The sequence below is a fragment of the Acidimicrobiales bacterium genome, assembly GCA_035533595.1.
GTDB lineage: Bacteria > Actinomycetota > Acidimicrobiia > Acidimicrobiales > Bog-793 > DATLTN01.
Window position 1 is genome coordinate 30624 of record DATLTN010000047.1, and the last position, 20979, is coordinate 51602.

The window sequence follows — 20979 nt, forward strand, 5'->3', positions numbered from 1 at the left end:
TCGCCGGCGGCGCACGCCCCCCGGCCGAACGACGAGGGTGCCCGGTGACGACGCGCGCCGGGCCGGCCGTGACCTCCTCGTCGCCGCCCGACCCCGGCCCCGGCCGCGGTGGAGCGGTGTTGGCCACGCCGGGCCGTGGGGGCCGCCTCGGCCGGCTGCGGCGCGTCCACCCGGCGCTCGCGCTCGTCTGCGCGCCGGTGGTGTTCAACCTCGTCGCCCTCCGCCACGAGGCCTCGGTCGTCTCCACGCTGAACGACAGCTCGTTCCACGAGCAGATGGTCCGCTACGCCGTGCACCAGCTGCAGCTCGGGCATCTCCCGCTCGACGGCTGGTACCCCTACCTCGGCCTCGGCTCTCCCCTCTTTCTGCACTACCAGAGCCTCGGCGCGACGCTCGCGGGTCTGCTCGGACTGGCCATCGGCGGGGACCGGGCCTTCTCGATTGCGCTCTACCTGCTCGTCGCGCTGTGGCCCGTCTGCGTGTACCTCGCGGCGCGTCTGCTCGGCCTCACCCGTTGGCAGGCGGGAGGTGCGGCGGTCGTCTCCTCGTTCGTCGCCAGCGCGACGGGCGTCGGCTACGAGCAGCCCAGCTACCTCTTCGTCGGCTTCGGCGTGTGGTCCCAACTGATCGGGATGTGGGGCCTCCCGCTCGCCTGGGGGTTCACGGCACGCGCGATCCGCCACGGCCGGGGCTACGCGCTGAGCGCGTTCTTCATCGCCTTCACGATCGCCAGCCACTTCATCACCGGCTACCTGACGGCGTTGCCGCTCGTCCTCGTCCCCCTCGCGGCCCCCTCCGAGCTCCGGCGGCGGCTGCGGCGCAGCGCGTTCGTCGCGCTCTGCGCCTTCCTCGCCTCTGCGTGGGTCACCCTCCCCCTCGTCCTCACGGGCCGCTACACCTCGCTGAACGAGTTCCTCCAGGGGAGCGTCGACACCGACTCCTACGGCGCGCGCCAGGCGCTGCGGTGGCTCTTTGACGGGAGCCTCTTCGACTTCGGCCGCCTCCTCCCGGTCCTCACCGTGCTCGTCCTCGTCGGCTTGGCCCGCGCGCTCTGGCGATGGCGCGAGGACGAGGTCGCCCGTCTGCTCGCCCTCTGCTTCGGGGTCGCCCTGGTCGCCTTCTTCGGCCGTCCGACGCTCGGTCCGCTGCTCCACCTGCTCCCGGGGGCGCGCGACCTGTTCCTCCGTCGCTTCGTCGTCGGGGTGCAGCTCGCCGGGATCCTGCTCGCTGGGGTCGCCCTCGAGCGTCTCGCCGCGGGCGCGCGCTCCCTCGCGGTGCGGCGGACGTCGTGGAGGCTCGCACCCCGGCCACTGCTCGCCGGGATCGGCGCCGTCGTCGCGACGACGGCCCTGCTCGCGCCGGCGTGGACGCACGCGCTGTCCACCGACAACCGCGACGCCTTCTACGTCGGCCAGCAGCGGGCGAACGACGCGAGCATCGGCCCGGCGATCGCGGAGCTCGTCGCGCAGGCCGAGGTGCTCGGCCCGGGGCGCTTCTTCGCCGGCAACCCGACCGATGGCTGGGGGAGCCTCTTCACGGTCGGGAGCTCGCCCGGGAGCGTCCCGGTCTTCAAGTACCTGGCGAGCCTCGACGTCGACCTCGTCGGGTACACGCTGCGGACGTCCTCGCTGATGACCGACCCCGAGGGCTACTTCGACGAGGACGACCCCGCCGACTACCCGCTCTTCGGCATCCGCTACCTGCTGCTCCCGGCGCTGAACCCGCCCGCCGCAGTGGGTCAGGTGATCGCCGCGGCGCGGGCCACGCTCGTAGAGCGCGTCGGCGGCGACGCGCTCTACGAGACGCACGGCGACGGCTACTTCCGCGTCGTGCAGACCGCGGGGGTGATCCCCGCCGACCGCACCGACATCGGCCTCGCGACGGAGGCCTTCGTGCACTCGTCGCTCGCCCTCGACGGCCCCTATCCCGTCATCGCCTACGGCGGGCAGTCGCCGCCCGCGACGACGCTCCCCGCGGGCGGGGCGCGAGCGACGACCGGCGCGGTGCTGGCCGCGGGCACCGACCTCCCCGAGGGGCTGGCGAGCGCCACCGTCTCGGCCGCAGGCAGATCGGTCGTCGTCCTCGCCGTGTCCTACGACCCGGGCTGGACGGCCACGGTCGACGGCCGCGCCGCGCCGACCCAGATGGTCGCCCCGGCGCTCGTCGGCGTCGCGGTCAGCCCCGGCCGCCACGTCGTCGCCTTCCGCTATCGGCCGCCCTCGTACTACCCCGAGCTGTTCGCGCTGGCGGTCGTCGGTCTCGCCGGCCCTGCGCTCCTCGAGCGCTCCCGTCGGCGACGCCGCGGCGGGAGCCCCGCCCCGGACAGCTGACGGCCCGCGACCGCTCGGCCCCGCGGCCGCCGGGTCAGCTCCGCCCGGGGGCGCTCGGCTCGTCGAGCCGTTCGAGGTTCACGACGATCGACTCGTCGGTGGTGCGCGCGATGACGACGACGGCAACCTCGTCGCCGGGGTTCTCCTCGCGGTGGGGGGCGAAGGGGGGCACGTACACGTAGTCGCCGGGGGCCGCCTCGACGCGCACCTCCACGCCGTGCTCGAGATAGACGAAGACCGGGCTGCCGGAGACGACGTAGATCGCCGTCTCCGCGACGCCGTGGTGGTGGTTGCCCGAGACGGCCCCCGCCGCCATGTGGGTCTCGCCCATGAACAGCGCCTCCGAAGCGGTGAGCCGACCGGAGACCGCGGCGAGGCGTCGCATGCCGCTCGACTGCGCGGTGTCGGCGCTCAGCGTTCCGGCGGCGACGCGTCGCACGGTCCGATCGTCTGCGGCCATGCTCAGTAGTCTCCCCCAGGTCCGGGGCAGCGGCGAGTGGAGGTGGCGGTGGGGCGGTACGTGATCTACGGCGCGGGCGGCGTCGGTGGCGTGCTCGGCGGTCGCCTCTTCGAGCACGGCAACGAGGTCGCGCTGATCTGCCGGGGCGAGCACCGCGCCGCGATCGCCGCCTCGGGGCTGCGCGTCGACTCGCCCGAGGGCTCCGTGACCCTCCCCGTGCCCGTCTTCGGCACCCCCGCCGAGGTCGGCCTCGACGCGGACGACGTCGTGGTGCTCACGATGAAGAGCCAGGACACCCTCGGCGCGCTCGAGGCGCTGGAACGCTGCGCGCCACCGTCGATCGCCCTCCTCTGCGCGCAGAACGGCATCGCCAACGAAGGGCTCGCCCTGCGCTTCTTCGAGCACGTCTACGGCCTCTGCGTCGTCTGCGCCACGACCTACCTCGCGCCGGGGGTGGTGATGGCCCACTCCGCCCCGACGAGCGGGGCCTTCGACCTCGGCCGCTACCCCGGCGGCGTCGACGACCGCGCCCGCACGATCGCCGACGACTTCACCGCCGCGACGTGGCCGACGACGCTCCGCGCGGACGTCATGCGGTGGAAGCACACCAAGCTGCTCCGCAACCTCGGGAACGTGGTGCACGCGCTCTGCGGGCCGGAGTTGCGCGAGGGGCCGGTCTTCGAACGACTGAGCGCCGAGGGGCGGGCGGTCTTCGCCGCGGCCGGCATCGCGACCGTCTCGCCCGAAGAATGGGCGGAGGGGGGCCGGCAGGCGCTCGTGCGCTTCCTCCCCGTCGAGGGCCACCCCCACCCCGCGGGATCGACCTGGCAGAGCCTCGTGCGCGGCGCGGGCTCGGTCGAGACCGACTACCTGAACGGGGAGATCGTGCTCCTCGGGCGCCTGCACGGCGTGCCGACGCCGGCGAACGCCGCAGTGATGCGCCTCGGCAGCGCGCTCGTCGCGAGCGGGAGCGGGCCGGGCACGATGCGCGAGGACGAACTTCTCGCAGCCTTCGACGCCGCCTGAGCCCGTGCGCTCCCGGCGGTTGCGCTCCGCCGCCCTCGGCGCCCTCGGCCTCCTCGCGCTGAGCACGCTCTACTACTTCGTCTCGGTGCACGCCTTCGCCGGCAACTCCGACGGGGCGACCGTCGTCCTCGAGGGCGCGGCGGTGCGCGACGGTCACCTCGCCCTCGCCCACTGGCGGCTCTCGCTCGACTCCTTCTGGACCGTCGACGTGCTCTTCTACGCCCTCGCGGTCCTCGTCGGCGGGGTGCGCGCGGCGGCGATGCATCTCGTCCCGGCGGTGCTCGCGGCGGCGACGGTGCTGCTCGGCACCCTCCTCGTCGTGCGCGGCCAGCCCCGCAGAGCCGCCTTCGCCGCGCTGTTCACGGTGGCGGCGCTGCTCGTCCTCCCCGGCCACGCCCTCGCCTTTTTCCTCCTGCAGGGGCCCTGGCACGTCGGCACCGTCCTGTACTGCCTCGGCGCGATGGCCCTCCTCGACGGCAGGCCGCCCGGCTGGCGCTGGTGCCTCGCCGTGGCCCTCCTCGCCGGCGCACTCCTCGGCGACCTGCAGGCGCTCGCGCTCGGGGTCCTCCCCGTCGCGCTCGGGGGGCTGGCCGCGGCGGCGCGCACGAACTCGCTCCGCCGGGGCGCCGCGTCGCTCGCCGCGGCGCCCGCAGCGGTAGCGCTCGCGCTCGTGGTGCGCCTCCTCGCCGAGGCGCTCGGCACCTTCCAGCTGGCGCCGAGCCGCCGGGGGACCACCCTCGCCCAGCTGCGGGCGGATCCGGGACTGCTCGGCAACTGGCTGGCCGCCTTCGTCGGGGTGCACCGCGGTGCGATCGGCGGACCGAAGGTCTCGCCGCTCCTCGAGCTCCCCCACCTCCTCGGCCTGCTCGCGATCGCGGCAGGGGTGCTCGGAGCGGCCGTCGCCCTCGTGCGGGGGATCGGCCGGGCGGGCGCCGCGCCCGCCGCGGAGCGGGACTGGCGCCTCGACGACCAACTCCTCTTCGGCCTCCTCGGCGGGGTGGCGGTCTTCTGCGAGCTGACCGAGAGCGCCAGCCCCTCCTACGCCCGTTACCTCGACGCCGTCGTCCTCTTCGGCGCGTTCCTCGCGGCACGCCTCGTCGGGCGCCTCGTGCTCGGTGCGCCGCGTCCGCTGCTCGCCGTGGGCGTGCTGCTCGGGGCGCTGTCACTCGCCACCTCGGCGGCGGTGACAGCGGTCGACCTCTCGGCGCGCCCGCCGCGCAGCGCCAGCGCCGCGCTCGAGCGCTTCCTCCTCGCCCACCACCTCACCGAGGGGATCGGCGACTACTGGGCGGCCTCGGTCGTCACCGTCGACACAGGAGGCGCCGTGCGCCTCCGCCCCGTGCTCGCCGACGGCGCGGGTCGCCTCGTCGCCGACGGGCGGCAGTCGAGCGCCGACTGGTACCGGGGGCAGAGCTTCTCCTTCCTCGTCTACGCGAAGCAGCCCTTCGGCGGCATCGTGCCCGCCGCGATCGCCCGCACCTTCGGCGCGCCGAGCCACACCTACCGCGTCGCCGGCTACTCGGTCGACACCTGGCCGCACGCGCTGCGCCTCGGTAACGAGACCGCCTCGTGAGGAGGCTGCCCGGAAGGCGTCAGCGGCGTCGCGCGCTCGGGAAGTGGGTGCCGCGCTTCACCGCGAGCCGGCGCGCGCGCTTCGGCGGCGCCTGCTCCACGTCGGGGGCGACCTTCAGCTCCTCGTCGAAGAGGCGCTGGCCACCTTCGGCGGCCCTGCGGCGGCCGTCGACGTAGGGATCGACCTTCAGCCGGTAGGCCGACTGCCCGAGGCGCTCTGCGAGCGCGCCCTCGACGAGCTCGAAGGTGAGCGTCCAGCGCTTCCCGCACTTGCAGTCGCGGCGCGCGCCGGCCGGCGGCTTGAGGGCGCGGAAGCGCTCCCCGCAGTTCGGGCACCGCTGCTGTCCGAGCACCGCCGGCAAAGTTCGTCTCCCCGTCGTCGTTTCCGACATTGTGCCGCCGCGCTGCGACGGTGACGCGGAGGTCTACCGCAGTCCGGCGAAGAGGTCGTCCTCGGGAAGCGGCGCGCCGGTGCGGTCGTCGAGGCGGATGAAGGTCTCGCTCGCGAAGAGGTGTTCGAGGACCTCCTCGGGAAAGGCGAGCCACGGGCTCCCGTCGAGCTGGCTCGCGTGCGCGGCGAGCGCGCGCTGCTTCACGAGGGCGTAGGCACCGGTGTCGACCCGGGTGGTCACGAGCTCGTCCGGGGTGCCGCGCCGCCCCGCTCTCCCCGACGGGCGCGGGCTCGAGAGGCCGAGGGCGTCGCGCGCCGCCGCCATCTCCTCGACGAACGCGGCGCTCCGCACCGAGAGGTAGAGCTTGTCGGGGATGCCGCTCTCGGCGCTCGCCGCGAGCGCCACCCGGTGCGCCATCACGTGGTCCGGGTGGCCCTCCCCGGCGCGCTCGTCGTAGGTGACGACGACCTGCGGGCGGTAGTGCGCGAGCAGCGCGGCGACCTTCGTCGCCGCCTCGTCGAGGGCGGCGTTGCAGAACGAGGTGGGGTCGCCGTTCCCCTCCCAGCCCCGCATCCCGGAGTCCCCGTAGCCGAGGCGCTCGAGGTGGCGCACGCCGAGCAGCGCGCAGGAGGCCTCGAGCTCGCGGGCGCGCACGGCGGCCACCGCGGCGGGCTCGTGGCCGGGCTCGCCGGGGTTCGCGAAGCCCGGAGCGAAGCCCTGCCGCCCGTCGGTGCAGGTGACGACGACCGTGGTGACCCCTTCGGCCGCGTACCTCGCGAGCACGCCGCCCGTCGGGATCACCTCGTCGTCGGGGTGGGCGTGCACGGCCATCAGGCACAACGGAGCAGCCATGCCGCATCTTCGCCGCTGCCAGCGTCGCGGGCGAATGCGTGAAGTATCATGAAAGCGCTCGACGGCTCCCTCGAAACCAGCAGACGACAGAGCGGAGTGAAGAGTGCGACGCACCGGAGGGACAGGACGCAGTTCCCGGCGAACCCCCCTCACGGCCGACCCCCGGGACAGCGGGCGCAGATGATCACGGACTCCCTCCCCCTCGAAGCCGTGGAGCCGGTGCGCGGGCGCGCCGGCCTCCTGCGCCGCAAGGCAGACCTCGCCCCCCTCCCCGTCCTCGTCGCGCCCGTCCCCCAGCAGCGCGACACCCTGAAGCGCTTCCGTGTCGCCGCGATCGCCACTGCGCTCGTCTTCGGCCTCTTCGAGGCGTGGATGGCGCTCCGCCTCGGCGGCGTCGGCGTCACCGGGGACGTCGACAACATCGGCGAGCTCGCCGCCGCGCTGCTCGCCGCCGGTGCCTGTGCCTACGGCCTCTCCCGGCGCGCGCCCGAGCTCCGCCAGCCCTTCCGCCTCCTCGGCTGCGCGGCGCTCGTCTGGGCGGTCGGCCAGGCGATCTGGAGCTACCAGGCGGTCTTCCGCGGCAACGAGCTCCCCTTCCCGTCGGCCTCGGACGTCTTCTACCTGACCGCTTCGGCGCTCATCCTGGTGGGCGTCGCCGCCCTCGGTCGCTCCGAGCTCGGCCGCATCCTCCGACTCCGCCTCGTCCTTGACGGTGTGATCGTCGCGGCCTCGATCGTGGCGATCACCTGGAGCGTGGTCCTCGACTCGGCGCTCGACGGCCGCCCGAACGGCTTCTCCGAGGCGATCAGCCTCGCCTACCCGCTCTTCGACGTGGTCACCGCCTCGGTGGCCGTCGCCCTCCTTGTGCAGCGGCGGCGCAAGGACCGGGTGCGCATCGCCCTCGTCGTCGCCGGCATCTTCGGCTTCGTCGTCTCGGACACGAGCTTCGTCTACGCGACCCAGATCCGCCCCTCGGCCTTCTCCGGGGTCACCGACGGCGGCTGGGTGGCCGGCTTCCTGCTCGTCGGCCTCGCCGCCCTGTGGCCGGCGCAGGCCGAGGAGGCCCCGCCGATGCGGGCGCACCCGTGGTGGCAGCTCGCCCTCCCCTACCTGCTGCTGCTCGGGGCGGTGGGGGCGGGGATCGGCCAGTCGGTCGACCTCGGCCGGGTGGACGCGATCGTCGCCGTGAGCTGCCTCGTCGCGGTGCTCTCCGTGCTCTCCCGCCAGGTGGTGATCCTCGTCGAGAACGCCCGCCTCGCGACCCGCCTGCAGCGCGCCGTCACGGCGCTGCGCGACGAGGAGGCCGAGCTCGCCCACCTCGCCAAGCACGACCCGCTGACCGGCCTCGCGAACCGGCTGCTCTTCGCCGAGTGCCTCGAGGCCACGCTGCGCGCCCCGCGCGAGGGGCGCCACGTCGCGGTGCTCTTCTGCGACCTCGACAGCTTCAAGGACGTGAACGACTCGCTCGGCCACTCCGCCGGCGACGCGGTCCTCGTCGAGGTCGCCGCCCGCCTGAGCGCCTGCGTGCGACCGGCGGACAGCGTCGCCCGCATCGGCGGCGACGAGTTCGCGGTCGTCCTCGACGACCTCGCCCTGCCCGAGGACGCGGCGAGGGCCGCGGCGCGCATCGTCGAGACGATGCGCCAGCCGATCACCGTCGACCACGAGCAGTTCAGCATCGGTGCGAGCGTCGGGGTCGCGGCGCGCTCCACCCCCGCGCTCGACCTCGAGGCGCTGCTGCGCGAGGCCGACATCTCGCTCTACGCGGCGAAGGCGAGTGGTGGCGGCGGCTTCCGCGTCTACGATCCCGAGCTCGGCCTCGGCCACCGCGAGCGCCTGCGCACCCAGGCCGAGCTCGCCCTCGCGAGCACCCGCGACGAGCTGCGCCTCGAGTTCCAGCCGATCTTCGACCTCGCGACGGGTCGCGCCCTCGGCGCCGAGGCCCTCGTCCGCTGGGCGCACCCGGCGCGCGGCCTGCTCGAGCCCCTCGACTTCCTCGAGACCGCGGAGCGCTCGGGGGCGATCGTCTCGATCGGCAGCTGGGTCCTGCAGCGCGCCCTGCAGCAGCTCGCCGCCTGGCGGCGAGACGGCGTCGTCGACGACCGCTTCTTCGTCGCGGTCAACCTCTCGGCCCGCCAGATGCAGGGGGCGGGCATCGTCGAGAACGTCGAGCGGGCCCTCAGTCAGAGCGGCGTCGACGGCTCCGCGCTGCGCCTCGAGCTCACCGAGAGCGCGCTGTTCGACGGCGCGGACGAGATGCTCGAGCTCCTCGGGCGGCTGAAGGCGCTCGGGGTGCTGCTAGAGATCGACGACTTCGGCACGGGCTACGCCTCGCTCGGCTACCTGAAGCGCCTGCCGGTCGACGGGGTGAAAGTCGACCAGAGCTTCGTCGCCGGCCTCTCCGAGGACGCCTACGACCGGGAGATCGTCGCCTCGGTCATCCACCTCGCGCACGCGCTCGGGATGGAGGTCATCGCGGAGGGCGTCGAGACCGCCGACCAGCTGCGCCGCCTGCGCGCGCTCGGCTGTGACTGCGTCCAGGGCTTCCTCTTGAGCCGCCCCCACCCCGCCGACGGCCTCGCCCCGGCGATCGCCCGGCTGCCGCTCCTGTCCTGAGGCGGCAACTCCGGCGGCAAACCCCCTCAGTTACGCTCCGCCGGTGCCGACCAGGAGTGAGCTCCGGTGAGCGAGGACTCCCCACCGCCGTGCCTTCCTCCGGCCATCCCTGCGACGGAGTCGCCACCGGGTCCCGCGGCCGAGGAGCCCGCCTCCCCGGCGCCCGAGGCGGACACCCCGGCGCCCGAGGTGGGCACCCCGGCGCGACGACCGCTCCCCGGCGCGGCGCTCGTGCACGCGCTCGTCGCCGTCGCCTACGCGGCGGTCACCGTCGTCATCTACTGGCCGGTCGGCTTCCTTGACGGAAGCCGCCTCACCTACACCGGCGACGACGTCGCCGAGTACGTCTGGGACCTCGCCTGGCTCCCGCACGCGCTCTTCCACGGCCACGACCCCTTCGTCGCCAACAGCATCAACTACCCCTTCGGGGCGAACATGGCCTCGAACACCCTCGCCCCCCTCCTCGGCCTCGTCGCCTCGCCGCTCACCCTCAGCGCGGGGCCGCTCCCCACCTACAACCTGCTGATGCGCCTCGCCTTCGTCTGTTCGGGGCTGGCGATGTACTTCGTCCTCGGCCGCTACCTCCGCTCGCGCCTCGCCTGCTTCCTCGGCGGCCTGCTCTACGCCTTCTCGCCGTACATGATCAGCGAGGGCCACGACCATCTCGGCCTCGTCTTCGTCCCCTTCCCGCCGCTCATCTTCTTCCTCCTCGACCGGATCGTCACCGGCGAGGGGCGCGACGCGCGCCGCCTCGGGCTGTGGCTCGGCCTCATAGCCGGAGGCGAGCTCCTCGTCTCGGCCGAGGTGCTCGCCGGCGTGGCGCTGCTCTGCCTGCTCGCCCTCGTGGCGCTCGTGGCGCGTTACCCGCGCCAGGTGCGCGGCCGGCTGCGCCGCGTCGTGCGCGGCCTGTGCTGGGCCGTCCCCCCCTTCGCCCTCCTCGGCGGCTGGCAGACCTGGGCGATGCTCGCCGGCCCGCAGCGGGTGGTGCACAACCCGGCGCCCTATGAGATCGCGCAGTTCCGCGAGGACCTGCTGAGCCTCATCATCCCGACGAGCAACCAGGCGGTCGGCCCCGCCTCGCTGATCGCGCGGGGCTCGAGCTTCGTCTCCACCGACTTCATCGAGAACGGCCTCTACCTCGGGATCCCCCTCCTCGCCGTCTTCCTCGTCCTCGCCGTCACGGCGCGCCGGCGGCGCCTCGTCGGGATGGCCGCCTTCCTCGCCTTCGCAGCCTTCGTGTTCTCGCTCGGCTCCCCGCTCAACGTGAACGGGCACGTGACCCGGATCACCCTCCCCTTCGCCCTCTTCCCGCACCTCCCGCTCTTCGAGGACGAGGCCGCCTCGCGCTACTCGCTGTTCGTCCAGCTCTTCGTCGCGCTCGTCGTCGCCGTCGGCGTGGACGAGGTGATCGGCCGCTGGCGGGCGCGTGCCGAGGGGCGGCGCGCCGACTGGCGCCTCCTCGCGCTCGGTGCGGCGCTCGTCGTCGCGCTCGTGCCGATCATCCCGAGGATCCCCTATCCGAGCTTCGCGACCGCCCCCGACGAGCTGCCCGCGTACTTCACGCAGGGCGGCGCGGTCGCCATCCCGAGCGGCTCGGTGGTGCTCACCTACCCGCTCCCGGTGTGGCCCTACAACGAGGCGCTGCTGTGGCAGGCCGAGACACGCCTGCGCTTCACGATCGTGAGCGGCCCGTGGAACGAGCCGCAGGACCCGCCGAACACCCCCGAAGGCACGCCGCCGCTGCTGCACCCCGACATCATCCAGGTGCTCTTCACCGAGGCCCTCTACGGCCAGCCGGCCTCGGTCCTCTTCGGGCCGCCGGCCGCCGGCGCGACCCTGCCCCCGAACGACGCCGCGACGCGCGCCGAGATCCGCGCCTTCCTGCGCAACTACAAGGTGGACGCGATCCTCGTCGACCCGATGGGGGTCAATCCCGCCCTCGCGACGAGCTACCTCACCGCCGCCCTCGGCCACGGCCCCTACTACCTCGGGGGGATGCAGGTCTACTACGACGTGCAGGCCTCGCTGAGTGGTCAGTAGCGGGTGAGGAAGTCCCTGATCGAGGCGTTGAAGGCCTCCGCCTGCTCGACGTGCAGGGCGTGCGCCGCGCCGGGGATCTCCACGTACTCGGCATAGAAGAGGCGCTTCGCGAGCTCGAGGGAGCTCTCGATCGGGTTCGGTTCGCCTGGCGGGGCGACCTCGTCCTCCTCGCCCACCACGACGAGGGCGGGCACCTCGATCTCCGCGATGTGCTCGGTCAGCTGGTGGCCGCGCGCCGCCTCGGCGTGCCAGCGCCAGGCGACCGCAGCCGCCGCGCCGTCCGTCACCGCGGCGACGAAGGGGGCGACGACCGGCGCCGCGGGGTCGAGGAAGTACTCCCGGCTGGCGAGGCGGCGGGTGAGCGCGGCCGGCCACTCCTCCTCCACGGCGGCGAGCCCGTCGGCGGGGAGGTCGCGGGCGAGGGGGCGTTCGTCGAACTGCCCCGGCCCGGAGGCGACGAAGACGGCGGCGCGCACCGCCGCGGGCTGGTCGAGGCAGAGCCACTGCACGACGGCGCCACCGCTCCCGAGGCCGACGACGCGCAGCGGCTCGAGGAGGTCGAGCTCCTCGAAAAGGACGAGGAGGTCGCGCGCGAGGAGGCGGGTCGAGTACGGGCCGTCCGCCACCGACGAGGAACCGGTCCCCCGGTGGTCGTAGGTGACCACCTCGAACTCGCCCGAGAGCGCGCCGACCTGGTGCAGTCTCCAGTGGGCGCCGCTCCAGCCGAGGGGGGAGACGAACACGACCGGGGGGCCCTCGCCGCGCCGCTCGTAGGCGAGGCGGAGGCCGCCGCGCTCGATCTCCCCCATCGCCGACCGCCGCCCGCTATCTGAGCCCCGTCGCCTCGTCGGCGAGGCGACGGTCGACCGGGCGGGTGCGCAACTTCAGGGCGACGAGGCCGAGGACGAGGACGATCGTCGCCGCGTTGGCGACGATGATCGCCAGCGAGGAGAGGACGAGGCCGTAGACGAGCCAGCAGGTGACGCCGCTCCCGAAGACCGCGAGATAGCCCCAGGAGATCTCCTCGGCGCGACCGAGCCGCCAGGTGCGCACGAGCTGGGGCAGCCACGCACCGGTGGTGAGGGTCCCGGCGACGAGGCCGAGCGGGGTCGCGCTCACCGGTGCAGCGAGCGAGTCGCGAGCAGCTCTGCCATCCGATCCGTCCCTCCTTGGCCGCGAGGCGCGACAAGCGGCAAGCTAGCCCGGTGCTCCCGCCCGTCGTCACCGCCGAGTTCGTCGCCGAGCACCCGGAGGACCTCGTCCTCGTCGACCTCCGCTGGTACCTGGACGGCCGCTCTGGCCGGGACGCCTACCTCGCCGGCCACCTCCCCGGAGCGGTCTTCGTCGATCTCGAGCACGAGCTCGCCGCCGTCCCGGGCCCCGCGGTCGGCCGCCACCCCCTCCCTGCGGCGGAGCGGTTCGCCGCCGCGATGCGTCGCCACGGCATCTCCGACGACAGCGAGAGCGTCGTCTACGACGACCAGGGGGGCGTGATCGCCGCCCGCCTCGTCTGGATGCTGCGCGCCCTCGGCTGCTCGAGCGCGCTGCTCGACGGCGGGATCGATGCCTGGCCGGGAGCGCTCGAGGAGGGGGAGGTCGTCGCCGTCACCGGGGACTTCAGCGCCAGGCCCCTCCCCCCCGAGCGCCTCGCCGACATCGAGGAGGTCGCCGGTGGCGGCCTGCTGCTGATCGACGCCCGCGACCCCGCCCGCTACCGCGGCGAGGGCGACCCGATCGACCCCCGCACCGGCCACATCCCCGGTGCCCGCTCCCTCCCCTGCCGCGAGAACCTCGACGCCAACGGGCACTTCCTCACGCCCGAGCTGCTCGCCGAACGCTTCGCCGCGGCGGGTCTCGCCCCGGGCGACGAGGTCGTCTCGTACTGCGGCTCGGGGGTGACGGCCTGCCACAACCTCCTCGCCCTCGAGCTCGCCGGCTTCGCGGCGGGGCGCCTCTACCCCGGCTCGTGGTCGCAGTGGTCGGCCGACCCGGAGCGGCCGCTCGCCACCGGCCCCTCGCCCGAGGGCGGGGCGGCTACTTGATCGCGAGCGCGTTCGCCGGGGAGCCGATGCCGCCGGGCGCCCGCATCGGCGCAGCCGTGACGAACATCTCGTAGCGGCCGTCAGCGGCGCAGTCCTCGGCGAGGTCGGCGAGCCACCACAGCTCGCCGAGGGAGAGGCCGAACTGGCCGATGAGGACGCGGTGCAGGTAGCCGAAGGGCATCTCCGCGAGGTCGCGCGGCCAGGCCTCGACGGCGAAGGTGTCCGAGGCGATCACCGCCACGTGCTGGTCCCAGAGCCACTCGCAGACGGCCTCGCTGTGCTCGAGCCCCGGCGCCCGCAGGTCGGACGGGAGCTCGGCGCGCACCTCGGTCGGCTGGCCCGCGTACCAGCGGGCGAAGCCGGTGTGCACGAGGAGCAGGTCACCGGGGGTGATCGCGAGCGCGGCGTCGGAGCGCGCGAGCTCGAGGTCCTCGACGCTGATCGGCGTCGAGATGCCCGGGTCATAGGCGCGGCCGCGCGAGGTGAGGGCCCGCTCGACGTCGAGGAGGACGCCGCGGCCGGCGATCCCGTGCGCCGCGGCGTGCTCGATCGTGTTGCGCCGGCCGCTCGCGACGTCGGCCTCGCTCGCCCCGTTGTAGAAGGCGTCGAGGTCGTAGCCGACGTGGCCGAGGGAGTCCCACTGGCTACCCGCCTGCGGGTAGAAGTTGTCGTAGACGTCGTCGAAGGAGGAGGTCCCCGCGCGGTGCAGCACCTGGTGGCGGGGGACGCCGCGGCGGGAGGTGAGCGCCGGCGAGAAGAGGTCGATCGGCGCGTCGAGGGGGAAGCGGTCGCCGCGCTCGATGAGGCGGGCCGCGGCCGCCACCCGCTCGGGGGTGAGGAGGTTGAGCGTCCCGATCTGGTCCTCGGCGCCGAAGACCCCCCACGCGGAGCGGCCGCCCTTCGCTGCCGGGGGGAGCTCCGCGTAGCGCGGCAGGTCGGACACCGGGAGCTAGTCCTCGACCCAGCTGTCGCCCTGGCGGTGGCGCCGCTTGGACCAGTTCGCGCCGTCCCAGTAGCGCTCGACCCCCGGGTCGTCCGGCTCCGGGAACCAGCCCGCCGCGGCGAGCGGTGGCGCCGGGTCAGAGGGGGCCGGGCGGATGTCGACCGGCGCGCCCTGCTGGCCGCCCCAGCCTCCGGGGAGGGGTGCCCCACCGGGGAGCGAGCCGGGGCGCCGCGCGCCGCCGATGCCGGAGCGGCGGCGCCGGGTGAAGCCGTAGGCGAGGAAGCCGAGGACCGCGACGAGGTAGACGGTCCGGATCGCGGAGTAGGCGCTCCCCGAGCGATGGAAGAGGAGGCCGGCGGCGATCACCGCGACGACGAGGCCGATCCGGATGTTGCGCAGCGTGGGGTTCCCGTAGCCGCCCCGGCTGCCGATCCCACCACCGAACATCGGCCCACCCTACCGCCGCCCCCCGGCGATGGTCGGGTCGAGGGAGTGGGCCGGCGGTGGGTCCGGTGGCCCGCCACCCACCCCGAAGGGACCCGGGGCCAACACGCTCCGCGGTCGGCCGATCACACCGCGTGAAAGTTCACGAAAATCGCGCAAATCCGTTGGAGTTCCCGGGGGCGCGGTGCCGTTACGCACCCGATCGCACTGGAGGAGACCGATGGGACTTCACATCCGCCACCACCGCCGCCCCGGCGGCGCCGCCCGACGCACCGCCCTCGCCGGAGCGCTGCTCGTCGGCGCCCTCGCCCTGCCGGGTGCCGCGCCTGCCGGCGCCGCGCTGCTGCCCGGGCTCTCCGGCGGGGGGGCGCGTTACGTCATCGGCGACCTCGGCTCGAGCGCCGTCGCGACCGTCATCGGCCTCGTCGAGCAGGTCGGCGGGACCGCCCTCGAGGACCTCGGCGTCGGCGGCCTCGTCGCCGCGACCCTCACCCCGCTCGAGGTGACCCTCCTCGGGCTGCTCCCGGGCGTGGTGGTGACCCCCGACCTCACCGTGCAGGTGCAGTCGGACGCCGCGCCGGCGACGACGCGCCCGCCCGCCGCGGTCTACCCGCAGCAGACCGGCGCGACCGACCTCTGGTCGGCGGGCGACGAGGGGGCCGGCGTCAACGTCGCCGTCCTCGACACCGGGATCGACAACCTGCCGGACCTGGCCGGTCGGCTCGTCGGCGGCGTCGACCTCAGCGGCGGCGGCGACCCCTTCAACGACCAGTACGGCCACGGCACCTTCGTCGCCGGGCTGATCGCAAGCAACGGCGCCTCGTCGGGGGGCTCCTACCTCGGGGAAGCGCCCGCGGCCGGGCTCGTCGCCGTCAAGGTCGCAGGGGCGAGCGGGACGACCGACCTCGCCACCGTCATCGAGGGCGTGGGGTGGACCATCGCGCACGCCGCCGCGTTCCACATCCGCGTCCTCAACCTCTCCCTCGGCTACGTCCCCGTCGAGTCGACGGCACTCGACCCGCTGGACCAGGCGGTCGAGCGCGCCTGGGCGGCCGGCATCGTCGTCGTCGCCTCCGCGGGCAACGACGGTCCGACCAACGGCACGATCCTCGCCCCGGGGGACGACCCCGACGTCGTGACGGTGGGTGCGGTCGACGACCTCGGCCAGAGCGCGCCCGCCGCCGACCAGATGGCGAGCTTCTCGAGCGCCGGGCCGACGAACCCCGACGGCTGGTTCAAGCCCGACCTCGTGACCTCCGGGCGCTCGGTCGTGAGCCTCGCCGCCCCCGGTTCGACGGTCGAGGCCAGCTACCCCGAGGCGCGCGTCGGTAGCGGCAACTTCGTCGGCTCCGGCACCTCCTTCTCCGCGGCGGTGACCTCCGGCGCGGTCGCCCTCCTCCTCGCCGCCCACCCCTCCGAGCAGCCCAACCAGGTGAAGGCGGCGCTGCTGTCGAGCACCACCCCCGGGCCGGTGGGGAACCCCTTCGTCGACGGCCACGGTGAGCTTGACGCCTCCGCCGCCGCCTCGGTGTCGGGCCTCACCCTCACCTCGCACCCCGGGGGCCCCGCCGTCCGGCTCGGCCTCACCGTGTCCCTCGAGAACGCCTGGGCGCAGTCCAGCTGGAACCCCGGCAACTGGTCGAGCCTCGCGTGGAACGGCAACTGGTCGAGCCTCGCCTGGAACGGCAACTGGTCGAGCCTCGCCTGGAACGGCGCCACCTTCAACTCCCTCGCCTGGAACGGCGGGGCCTGGTCGAGCAGCGCCTGGAGCTCGCTCGCCTGGAACGGCGAGCAGTGGGACTCGCTCGCCTGGAACGGCGAGGCGTGGAGCTCGGTGGCGTGGAACGGCTCTTCGTGGAGCTGACCGGTCCGCGCGGGCGGCCGATCGTGGGGCGCAGGCGGTGAGCCTCCCGCCCCGCGCCCGTCTCGTCGTCGCGCTCGCCGCGCTCGGCGGAGCCGCCGCGCTCGCCGGCGCGTCGGCGCGCCTTTCGGGCGCGACGCCCTCCACGCGCGCCCTCGTGCTCGGTGGGGTCTTCGGCCTCCTCGTGCTCGGGAGCTGGCTGCGGCCGCTCCTCGTCTACGTGGGTGAGCAGTCCGAGGCGATCCACCTCGACGAGGGCTTCCTCGTCGTGCTCGTACTGCTCGTCGGCCCCGACCTCACCGTGGTGGTCTTCGGCGCGGCGTCGGTCACCGCGCAGCTGCTGAAGCGGCGGCCGCTCGCGAAGTCGCTCTTCAACACGGGTCAGCTGGTGGCCGCGACGGGGGTCGCCGCCGCGGTCTTCGACCTCGTGGGCGCGGCCGGCCGGCCGCTCTCGGCGACGGTGGTGGCGGCGGCGTTGCTCGCCGCGGCGATCTTCTCGGTCGCGAACTCCGCCGCGGTCGCCGCGATCCTCTGGGCGACCGGCGCGCCGTGGCGGTCCGGGATCCTCGACGGCCTCGACGTCCGCCTGCGCGTCGAGGGCGGGGGCACCGTCGTCGCCACCGTCTGCGCCCTCGTCACCTCGGCGTTCCCCTGGGCGCTGCCGCTCGCGGTGCTGCCGCTGCTCATCCTCCGCCAGGTGCTCGCCGGCCACTTCGAGGCGCGCCGCGACCGCGCCCGGATGCAGGGCCTGTTCCAGTCGACGGTCGCGGTCCACCGTTCGATCGGCGCGAAGGAGGTGACCCGCGACATCCTCGACGCGGCGCGCGCCTTGTTGCGCTGCCAGGAGGCGGCGCTCGCTCCCGCGGGGGGAGGCTACGAGCTGAGCTCGGCGCTCCCCCTCGGCGAGGGCGACCTCGTCCTCGGCGTCGACGGCCGCAGCCGCACCGAACCCTTCGACGCCGCGGACCAGTCGCTGCTCGACGCGCTCGCCGCGGTCGGCGCAGGGGCGCTGTCGAACGCCGCCCTCTACGAGTCCAAGCGCCGCCAGCAGGAGCGCCTCTCGGCGATCACCTCGAGCCTCGGCGAGGGCGTCTGCGCGGTCGACCGGAGCGGGCGCGTCATCTTCGCCAACCGCGCCGCCTGCACCATGCTCGGCTGGGAGCTGCAGGGCGGGCGGGACGACGTCACCGTGCTCGGCGAGGAGAGCCGGGGGCCGCTCGCGCCGCCCTTTGTCGTGACCGCCGCCGAGCGCGCCTTCACGACGCCGGACGGCGTGAGCTACGACACCCGCTTCCCGCGCGCCGACGGGAGCCTGTTCGACGTCGCCTGCACCGTCTCCCCGATCGCCGAGGGGGGGACGGTCACCGGCGCCGTGCTCGTCTTTCGCGACATCAGCGAGCGCAAGCAGCTCGAGGAGCAGCTCGCCCGCCACGCCTTCCACGACGCGCTCACCTCGCTGCCCAACCGTCGCCTCTTCCTCGACCACCTCGACCACGCGCTCCGCCGGGCCGAGCGCAACCACGGCCTTCACGCCGTGCTGTTCTGCGACGTCGACCGCTTCAAGATCGTGAACGACAGCCTCGGCCACCACGTCGGCGACTCGTTGCTGATGGCGATCGCCGAGCGGATCGCGGCGACGCTGCGCCCTGGGGACACGCTCGCCCGCTTCGGCGGGGACGAGTTCACGCTGCTGCTCGAGGACGTGCAGGAGGGCGAGGCCGCCGCCGCCGCGGAGCGCATCCTCGAGGCGCTGCGGTCGCCGATCACCCTCCCCGACGGCCACGAGGTGGTCGCGAGCGTGAGCGTCGGCATCGGCCTCAGCCGGGCGGGAGCGGGACGCGACGACGTGCTGCACGACGCCGACGTCGCGATGTACCAGGCCAAGGCGGTGGGGCGGGGCGGGACCTTCCGGCTCTTCGACGCGGGGGCGATGGGGCTGCGCTCCGCCGAGCGCATCGACCTCGAGGCGGGCCTCCGCCGCGCCCTCGAGCGCGGTCAGATAGAGGTCTACTACCAGCCCCTCTACTCGGTCGCGAAGCGGACGCTCGTCGCCGTCGAGGCCCTCGTCCGCTGGAACCACCCCGAACGCGGTGTGCTCTCCCCCGAGCACTTCATCGGCCTCGCCGAGGACACCGGCCTCATCCTGCCGCTCGGGCGCGAGGTGCTCCTGCAGGCGTGCCGCAAGGCGCGCGCCTGGGCCGAGGACTTCGCCGCCCCGATCGCCGTCGGGATCAACCTCTCCGCCCGCCAGTTCCAGGACCCCGCGCTCATCAGCGACATCGAGCAGGTCTTCGCTCGCACCGGCGTCGATCCCGCCCAGCTCTGTTTCGAGATCACCGAGAGCCTCGCGATGGAGGACGTCGCCCGCACCAACGAGGTGCTGGCGCGGCTGAAGGACCTCGGGGCGCGCGTCGCGATCGACGACTTCGGCACCGGCTACTCGGCCCTCGGCTACCTCGCGAGCTTCCCGATCGACGTCGTGAAGATCGACCGCACCTTCGTCGAGGGGATCGCGAGCGACCCCGTGAAGTCGGCGATCGTCTCGGCGGTGATCACGATGTCCAAGGCCATCGGCTCGACGACGGTCGTCGAGGGCGTCGAGTCCGAGGAGCAGCTGCTGCACCTGCGCGCGCTCGGCTGCACCGTCGCGCAGGGCCACTACCTCTCCCTCCCGCTGCGCGACCTCGCGCTCGAGGCGCTGCTGCCGCCAGAGCGGGCGGGAATGGCGACGATCGCCCGGCCGGCACGCCGGCGCCAGCGCGTCGTCGCCTGATCCCGCGGGAGCGCGCTCAGCCCTCGCCGCGCAGCAGCGCGTCGCGCCGGCGCTCGAGGAAGGCGCGCTCGGGTGCGGTCGGCGCGAGCTCAAAGGCCCGCTGGTAGGCCTCGGCCGCCTCCGCGGTGCGGCCGAGGCGGCGGAGGAGGTCGGCGCGCGTCGCTGGAAGCAGGTAGGTGCGGGCGAGCACCTCGTCGCCAGCGAGCGCCTCGACGAGGCCGAGCGCCGCGGCGGGCCCGTCGGCCATCGAGACGGCGACGGCGCGGTTGAGGGCGACGATCGGCGTCGGCAGCACCCGCAGCAGCTCGCCGTAGAGGAGGGCGATCTGGCGCCAGTCCGTCGCCCCGCCCTCTCCGGACTCGGCGTGCAACGCGGCGATCGCCGCCTGCAGCGCGTAGGGGCCGGGGCGGCCGCCGCTCGCGACGAGGCTGTCCTCGACGAGCGCCACGCCGCGCGCGATCTGCTTGTGGTCCCATTGGCTGCGGTCCTGGTCGGGGAGGAGGACGAGGTCGCCGCGCCGGTCGAGGCGCGTCGCCCGCCGGGCGTCGTGCAGCAGCAGCAGGGCGAGCAGGCCACGCACCTCGGGCTCGTCGGGGACGAGCGCGGCGAGCACCTCGCCGAGGCGCACCGCCTCGTTGCACAGCTCGTGGCGGACGACGCTGTCGCCGGCGCTCGCGCTGTAGCCCTCGTTGAAGATCAGGTAGATCACCGCCAGCACCGAGGCGAGGCGCTCGGGGAGCTGCTCGGCCGGCGGCACGCGGTAGGGGATGTGCGCGGCGGCGATCTTGCGCTTGGCGCGCACGATGCGCTGCGCCATCGTCGCCTCCGGGACGAGGAAGGCGCGGGCGATCTCGGGGGTCGTGAGACCCCCGAGGGTGCGCAGCGTGAGGGCGACGCGGGCGTCGGGGGCGATCGCCGGGTGGCAGCACGTGAAGATCAGCCGCAGCCGCTCGTCGGCGACCGGCCCCGGGTCCTCGAGGTAGGTCTCTTCGACAGCGGGGTCGCCCGCCGCGGCGCTGAGCTCGCTGCCGCGCACCTCGCGGCGCGCCCGGTCGATCGCCTTGCGGCGCGCCGTCGTGAGCAGCCACGCCGCGGGGCGGTCGGGGGGGCGCTCCCCCCAGTGGCGCAGCGCCTCGACCGCGGCTTCCTGGAGGGCGTCCTCGGCGAGGTCGAAGTCGCCGCAGCTCTTGATGAGCGAGGCCAGCACGAGGCCGCGCTCCTCGCGGAGCGCGGCCTCGAGCACGTGCTCAGGGTTCAGCTCGGCATCCCCATCTCGCGGATCGGGCGCACCTCGATGCCCGCGGTGCGGGCGTCGGGGATCCTCGCCGCCAGCTCGAGGGCGCGGTCGAGGTCCTTCACGTCGACGATGTAGTAGCCGGCGAGGAACTCCTTCACCTCGGCGAAGGGGCCGTCGGTCGTGGAGGTCGTCCCCCCGCGCACCTTCACCGTCGTCGCCGTGTCGGGGCCCTCGAGCGGGTCACCGCTCACGAGCTCGCCGCTCTCGACGATCGACTGGGTGAACGCCATGTACTCGCCCATCATCGCCTCGGCCTCCGCCGGGTCCTCCCAGTCCGAGCCGTTGGTGTGGATCAGCAGCATGTACTTCATCGCCTACCTCCTGTAGATGC

Annotated in this window: 17 protein-coding genes; 8 read left to right on the forward strand and 9 right to left on the reverse strand. The window is 74.3% G+C overall.

The window, feature by feature from the left end:
* Nucleotides 1–44 precede the first annotated feature (44 nt).
* Nucleotides 45–2330, forward strand: a complete 2286-nt coding sequence (locus VNF07_08890) for a DUF6541 family protein (protein ID HVB06340.1) — start codon at nucleotides 45–47, stop codon at nucleotides 2328–2330.
* Nucleotides 2331–2364: 34 nt separating this feature from the next.
* Here VNF07_08890 and VNF07_08895 read toward each other — a convergent pair whose 3' ends face one another.
* Nucleotides 2365–2790: a cupin domain-containing protein gene (locus tag VNF07_08895; protein ID HVB06341.1), complete on the reverse strand. Its 426-nt coding sequence runs from the start codon at nucleotides 2788–2790 to the stop codon at nucleotides 2365–2367.
* 42 nt (nucleotides 2791–2832) lie between these two features.
* On the opposite strand from VNF07_08895, the gene VNF07_08900 reads away from it, so the two are divergent.
* Nucleotides 2833–3816 (forward strand): 2-dehydropantoate 2-reductase N-terminal domain-containing protein, encoded by a 984-nt coding sequence (locus VNF07_08900; protein ID HVB06342.1) that lies wholly within the window; start codon nucleotides 2833–2835, stop codon nucleotides 3814–3816.
* Nucleotides 3817–3820: 4 nt separating this feature from the next.
* Complete coding sequence (locus VNF07_08905) at nucleotides 3821–5389, forward strand: hypothetical protein (GenBank protein ID HVB06343.1); 1569 nt, start codon at nucleotides 3821–3823, stop codon at nucleotides 5387–5389.
* 19 nt (nucleotides 5390–5408) lie between these two features.
* On the opposite strand, the gene VNF07_08910 is transcribed toward VNF07_08905, so the two are convergent.
* Nucleotides 5409–5741 (reverse strand): hypothetical protein, encoded by a 333-nt coding sequence (locus VNF07_08910; GenBank protein HVB06344.1) that lies wholly within the window; start codon nucleotides 5739–5741, stop codon nucleotides 5409–5411.
* Nucleotides 5742–5813: 72 nt separating this feature from the next.
* Nucleotides 5814–6611, reverse strand: a complete 798-nt coding sequence (locus tag VNF07_08915; protein HVB06345.1) for a PIG-L family deacetylase — start codon at nucleotides 6609–6611, stop codon at nucleotides 5814–5816.
* 201 nt (nucleotides 6612–6812) lie between these two features.
* Between VNF07_08915 and VNF07_08920 the strand changes: the two genes are divergently transcribed.
* A complete protein-coding gene (locus VNF07_08920; GenBank protein ID HVB06346.1) occupies nucleotides 6813–9248 on the forward strand; it encodes an EAL domain-containing protein in 2436 nt (811 codons plus the stop codon).
* 66 nt (nucleotides 9249–9314) lie between these two features.
* The gene (locus tag VNF07_08925; protein HVB06347.1) at nucleotides 9315–11288 is read left to right on the forward strand and encodes a hypothetical protein; all 1974 of its coding nucleotides are present in this window, start codon (nucleotides 9315–9317) and stop codon (nucleotides 11286–11288) included.
* Here the strand turns inward: VNF07_08925 and VNF07_08930 are convergent.
* Nucleotides 11282–12097, reverse strand: a complete 816-nt coding sequence (locus tag VNF07_08930) for an alpha/beta hydrolase (protein ID HVB06348.1) — start codon at nucleotides 12095–12097, stop codon at nucleotides 11282–11284. The two genes, VNF07_08925 and VNF07_08930, sit on opposite strands and share 7 nt — an antisense overlap.
* Before the next feature lie 16 nt (nucleotides 12098–12113).
* On the reverse strand, nucleotides 12114–12407 hold the full coding sequence (locus VNF07_08935; protein ID HVB06349.1) for a SemiSWEET transporter: 294 nt from the start codon (nucleotides 12405–12407) through the stop codon (nucleotides 12114–12116).
* An 86-nt stretch (nucleotides 12408–12493) separates the two neighbouring features.
* On the opposite strand from VNF07_08935, the gene VNF07_08940 reads away from it, so the two are divergent.
* Nucleotides 12494–13330, forward strand: coding sequence for a sulfurtransferase (locus VNF07_08940; protein HVB06350.1), 837 nt, complete (start codon nucleotides 12494–12496; stop codon nucleotides 13328–13330).
* Here VNF07_08940 and VNF07_08945 read toward each other — a convergent pair.
* Entirely contained in the window at nucleotides 13323–14273 is a 951-nt protein-coding gene (locus VNF07_08945) for a cyclase family protein (protein HVB06351.1), read from the reverse strand. The two genes, VNF07_08940 and VNF07_08945, sit on opposite strands and share 8 nt — an antisense overlap.
* Nucleotides 14274–14279: 6 nt before the next feature.
* The gene (locus tag VNF07_08950; GenBank protein HVB06352.1) at nucleotides 14280–14720 is read right to left on the reverse strand and encodes a DUF2510 domain-containing protein; all 441 of its coding nucleotides are present in this window, start codon (nucleotides 14718–14720) and stop codon (nucleotides 14280–14282) included.
* 217 nt (nucleotides 14721–14937) lie between these two features.
* Here VNF07_08950 and VNF07_08955 point away from each other — a divergent pair, with 217 nt between their 5' ends.
* Nucleotides 14938–16581 carry a S8 family peptidase gene (locus VNF07_08955; GenBank protein HVB06353.1) on the forward strand — a complete coding sequence of 548 codons (1644 nt, stop codon included), beginning with the start codon at nucleotides 14938–14940 and terminating at the stop codon, nucleotides 16579–16581.
* A 37-nt stretch (nucleotides 16582–16618) separates the two neighbouring features.
* Entirely contained in the window at nucleotides 16619–19351 is a 2733-nt protein-coding gene (locus tag VNF07_08960; protein ID HVB06354.1) for an EAL domain-containing protein, read from the forward strand.
* Nucleotides 19352–19367: 16 nt separating this feature from the next.
* Here the strand turns inward: VNF07_08960 and VNF07_08965 are convergent, their stop codons facing one another.
* A complete protein-coding gene (locus tag VNF07_08965; protein ID HVB06355.1) occupies nucleotides 19368–20594 on the reverse strand; it encodes a DUF6596 domain-containing protein in 1227 nt (408 codons plus the stop codon).
* A gap of 11 nt (nucleotides 20595–20605) precedes the next feature.
* A complete protein-coding gene (locus VNF07_08970; GenBank protein ID HVB06356.1) occupies nucleotides 20606–20959 on the reverse strand; it encodes a YciI family protein in 354 nt (117 codons plus the stop codon).
* Between the last annotated feature and the right edge of the window lie 20 nt (nucleotides 20960–20979).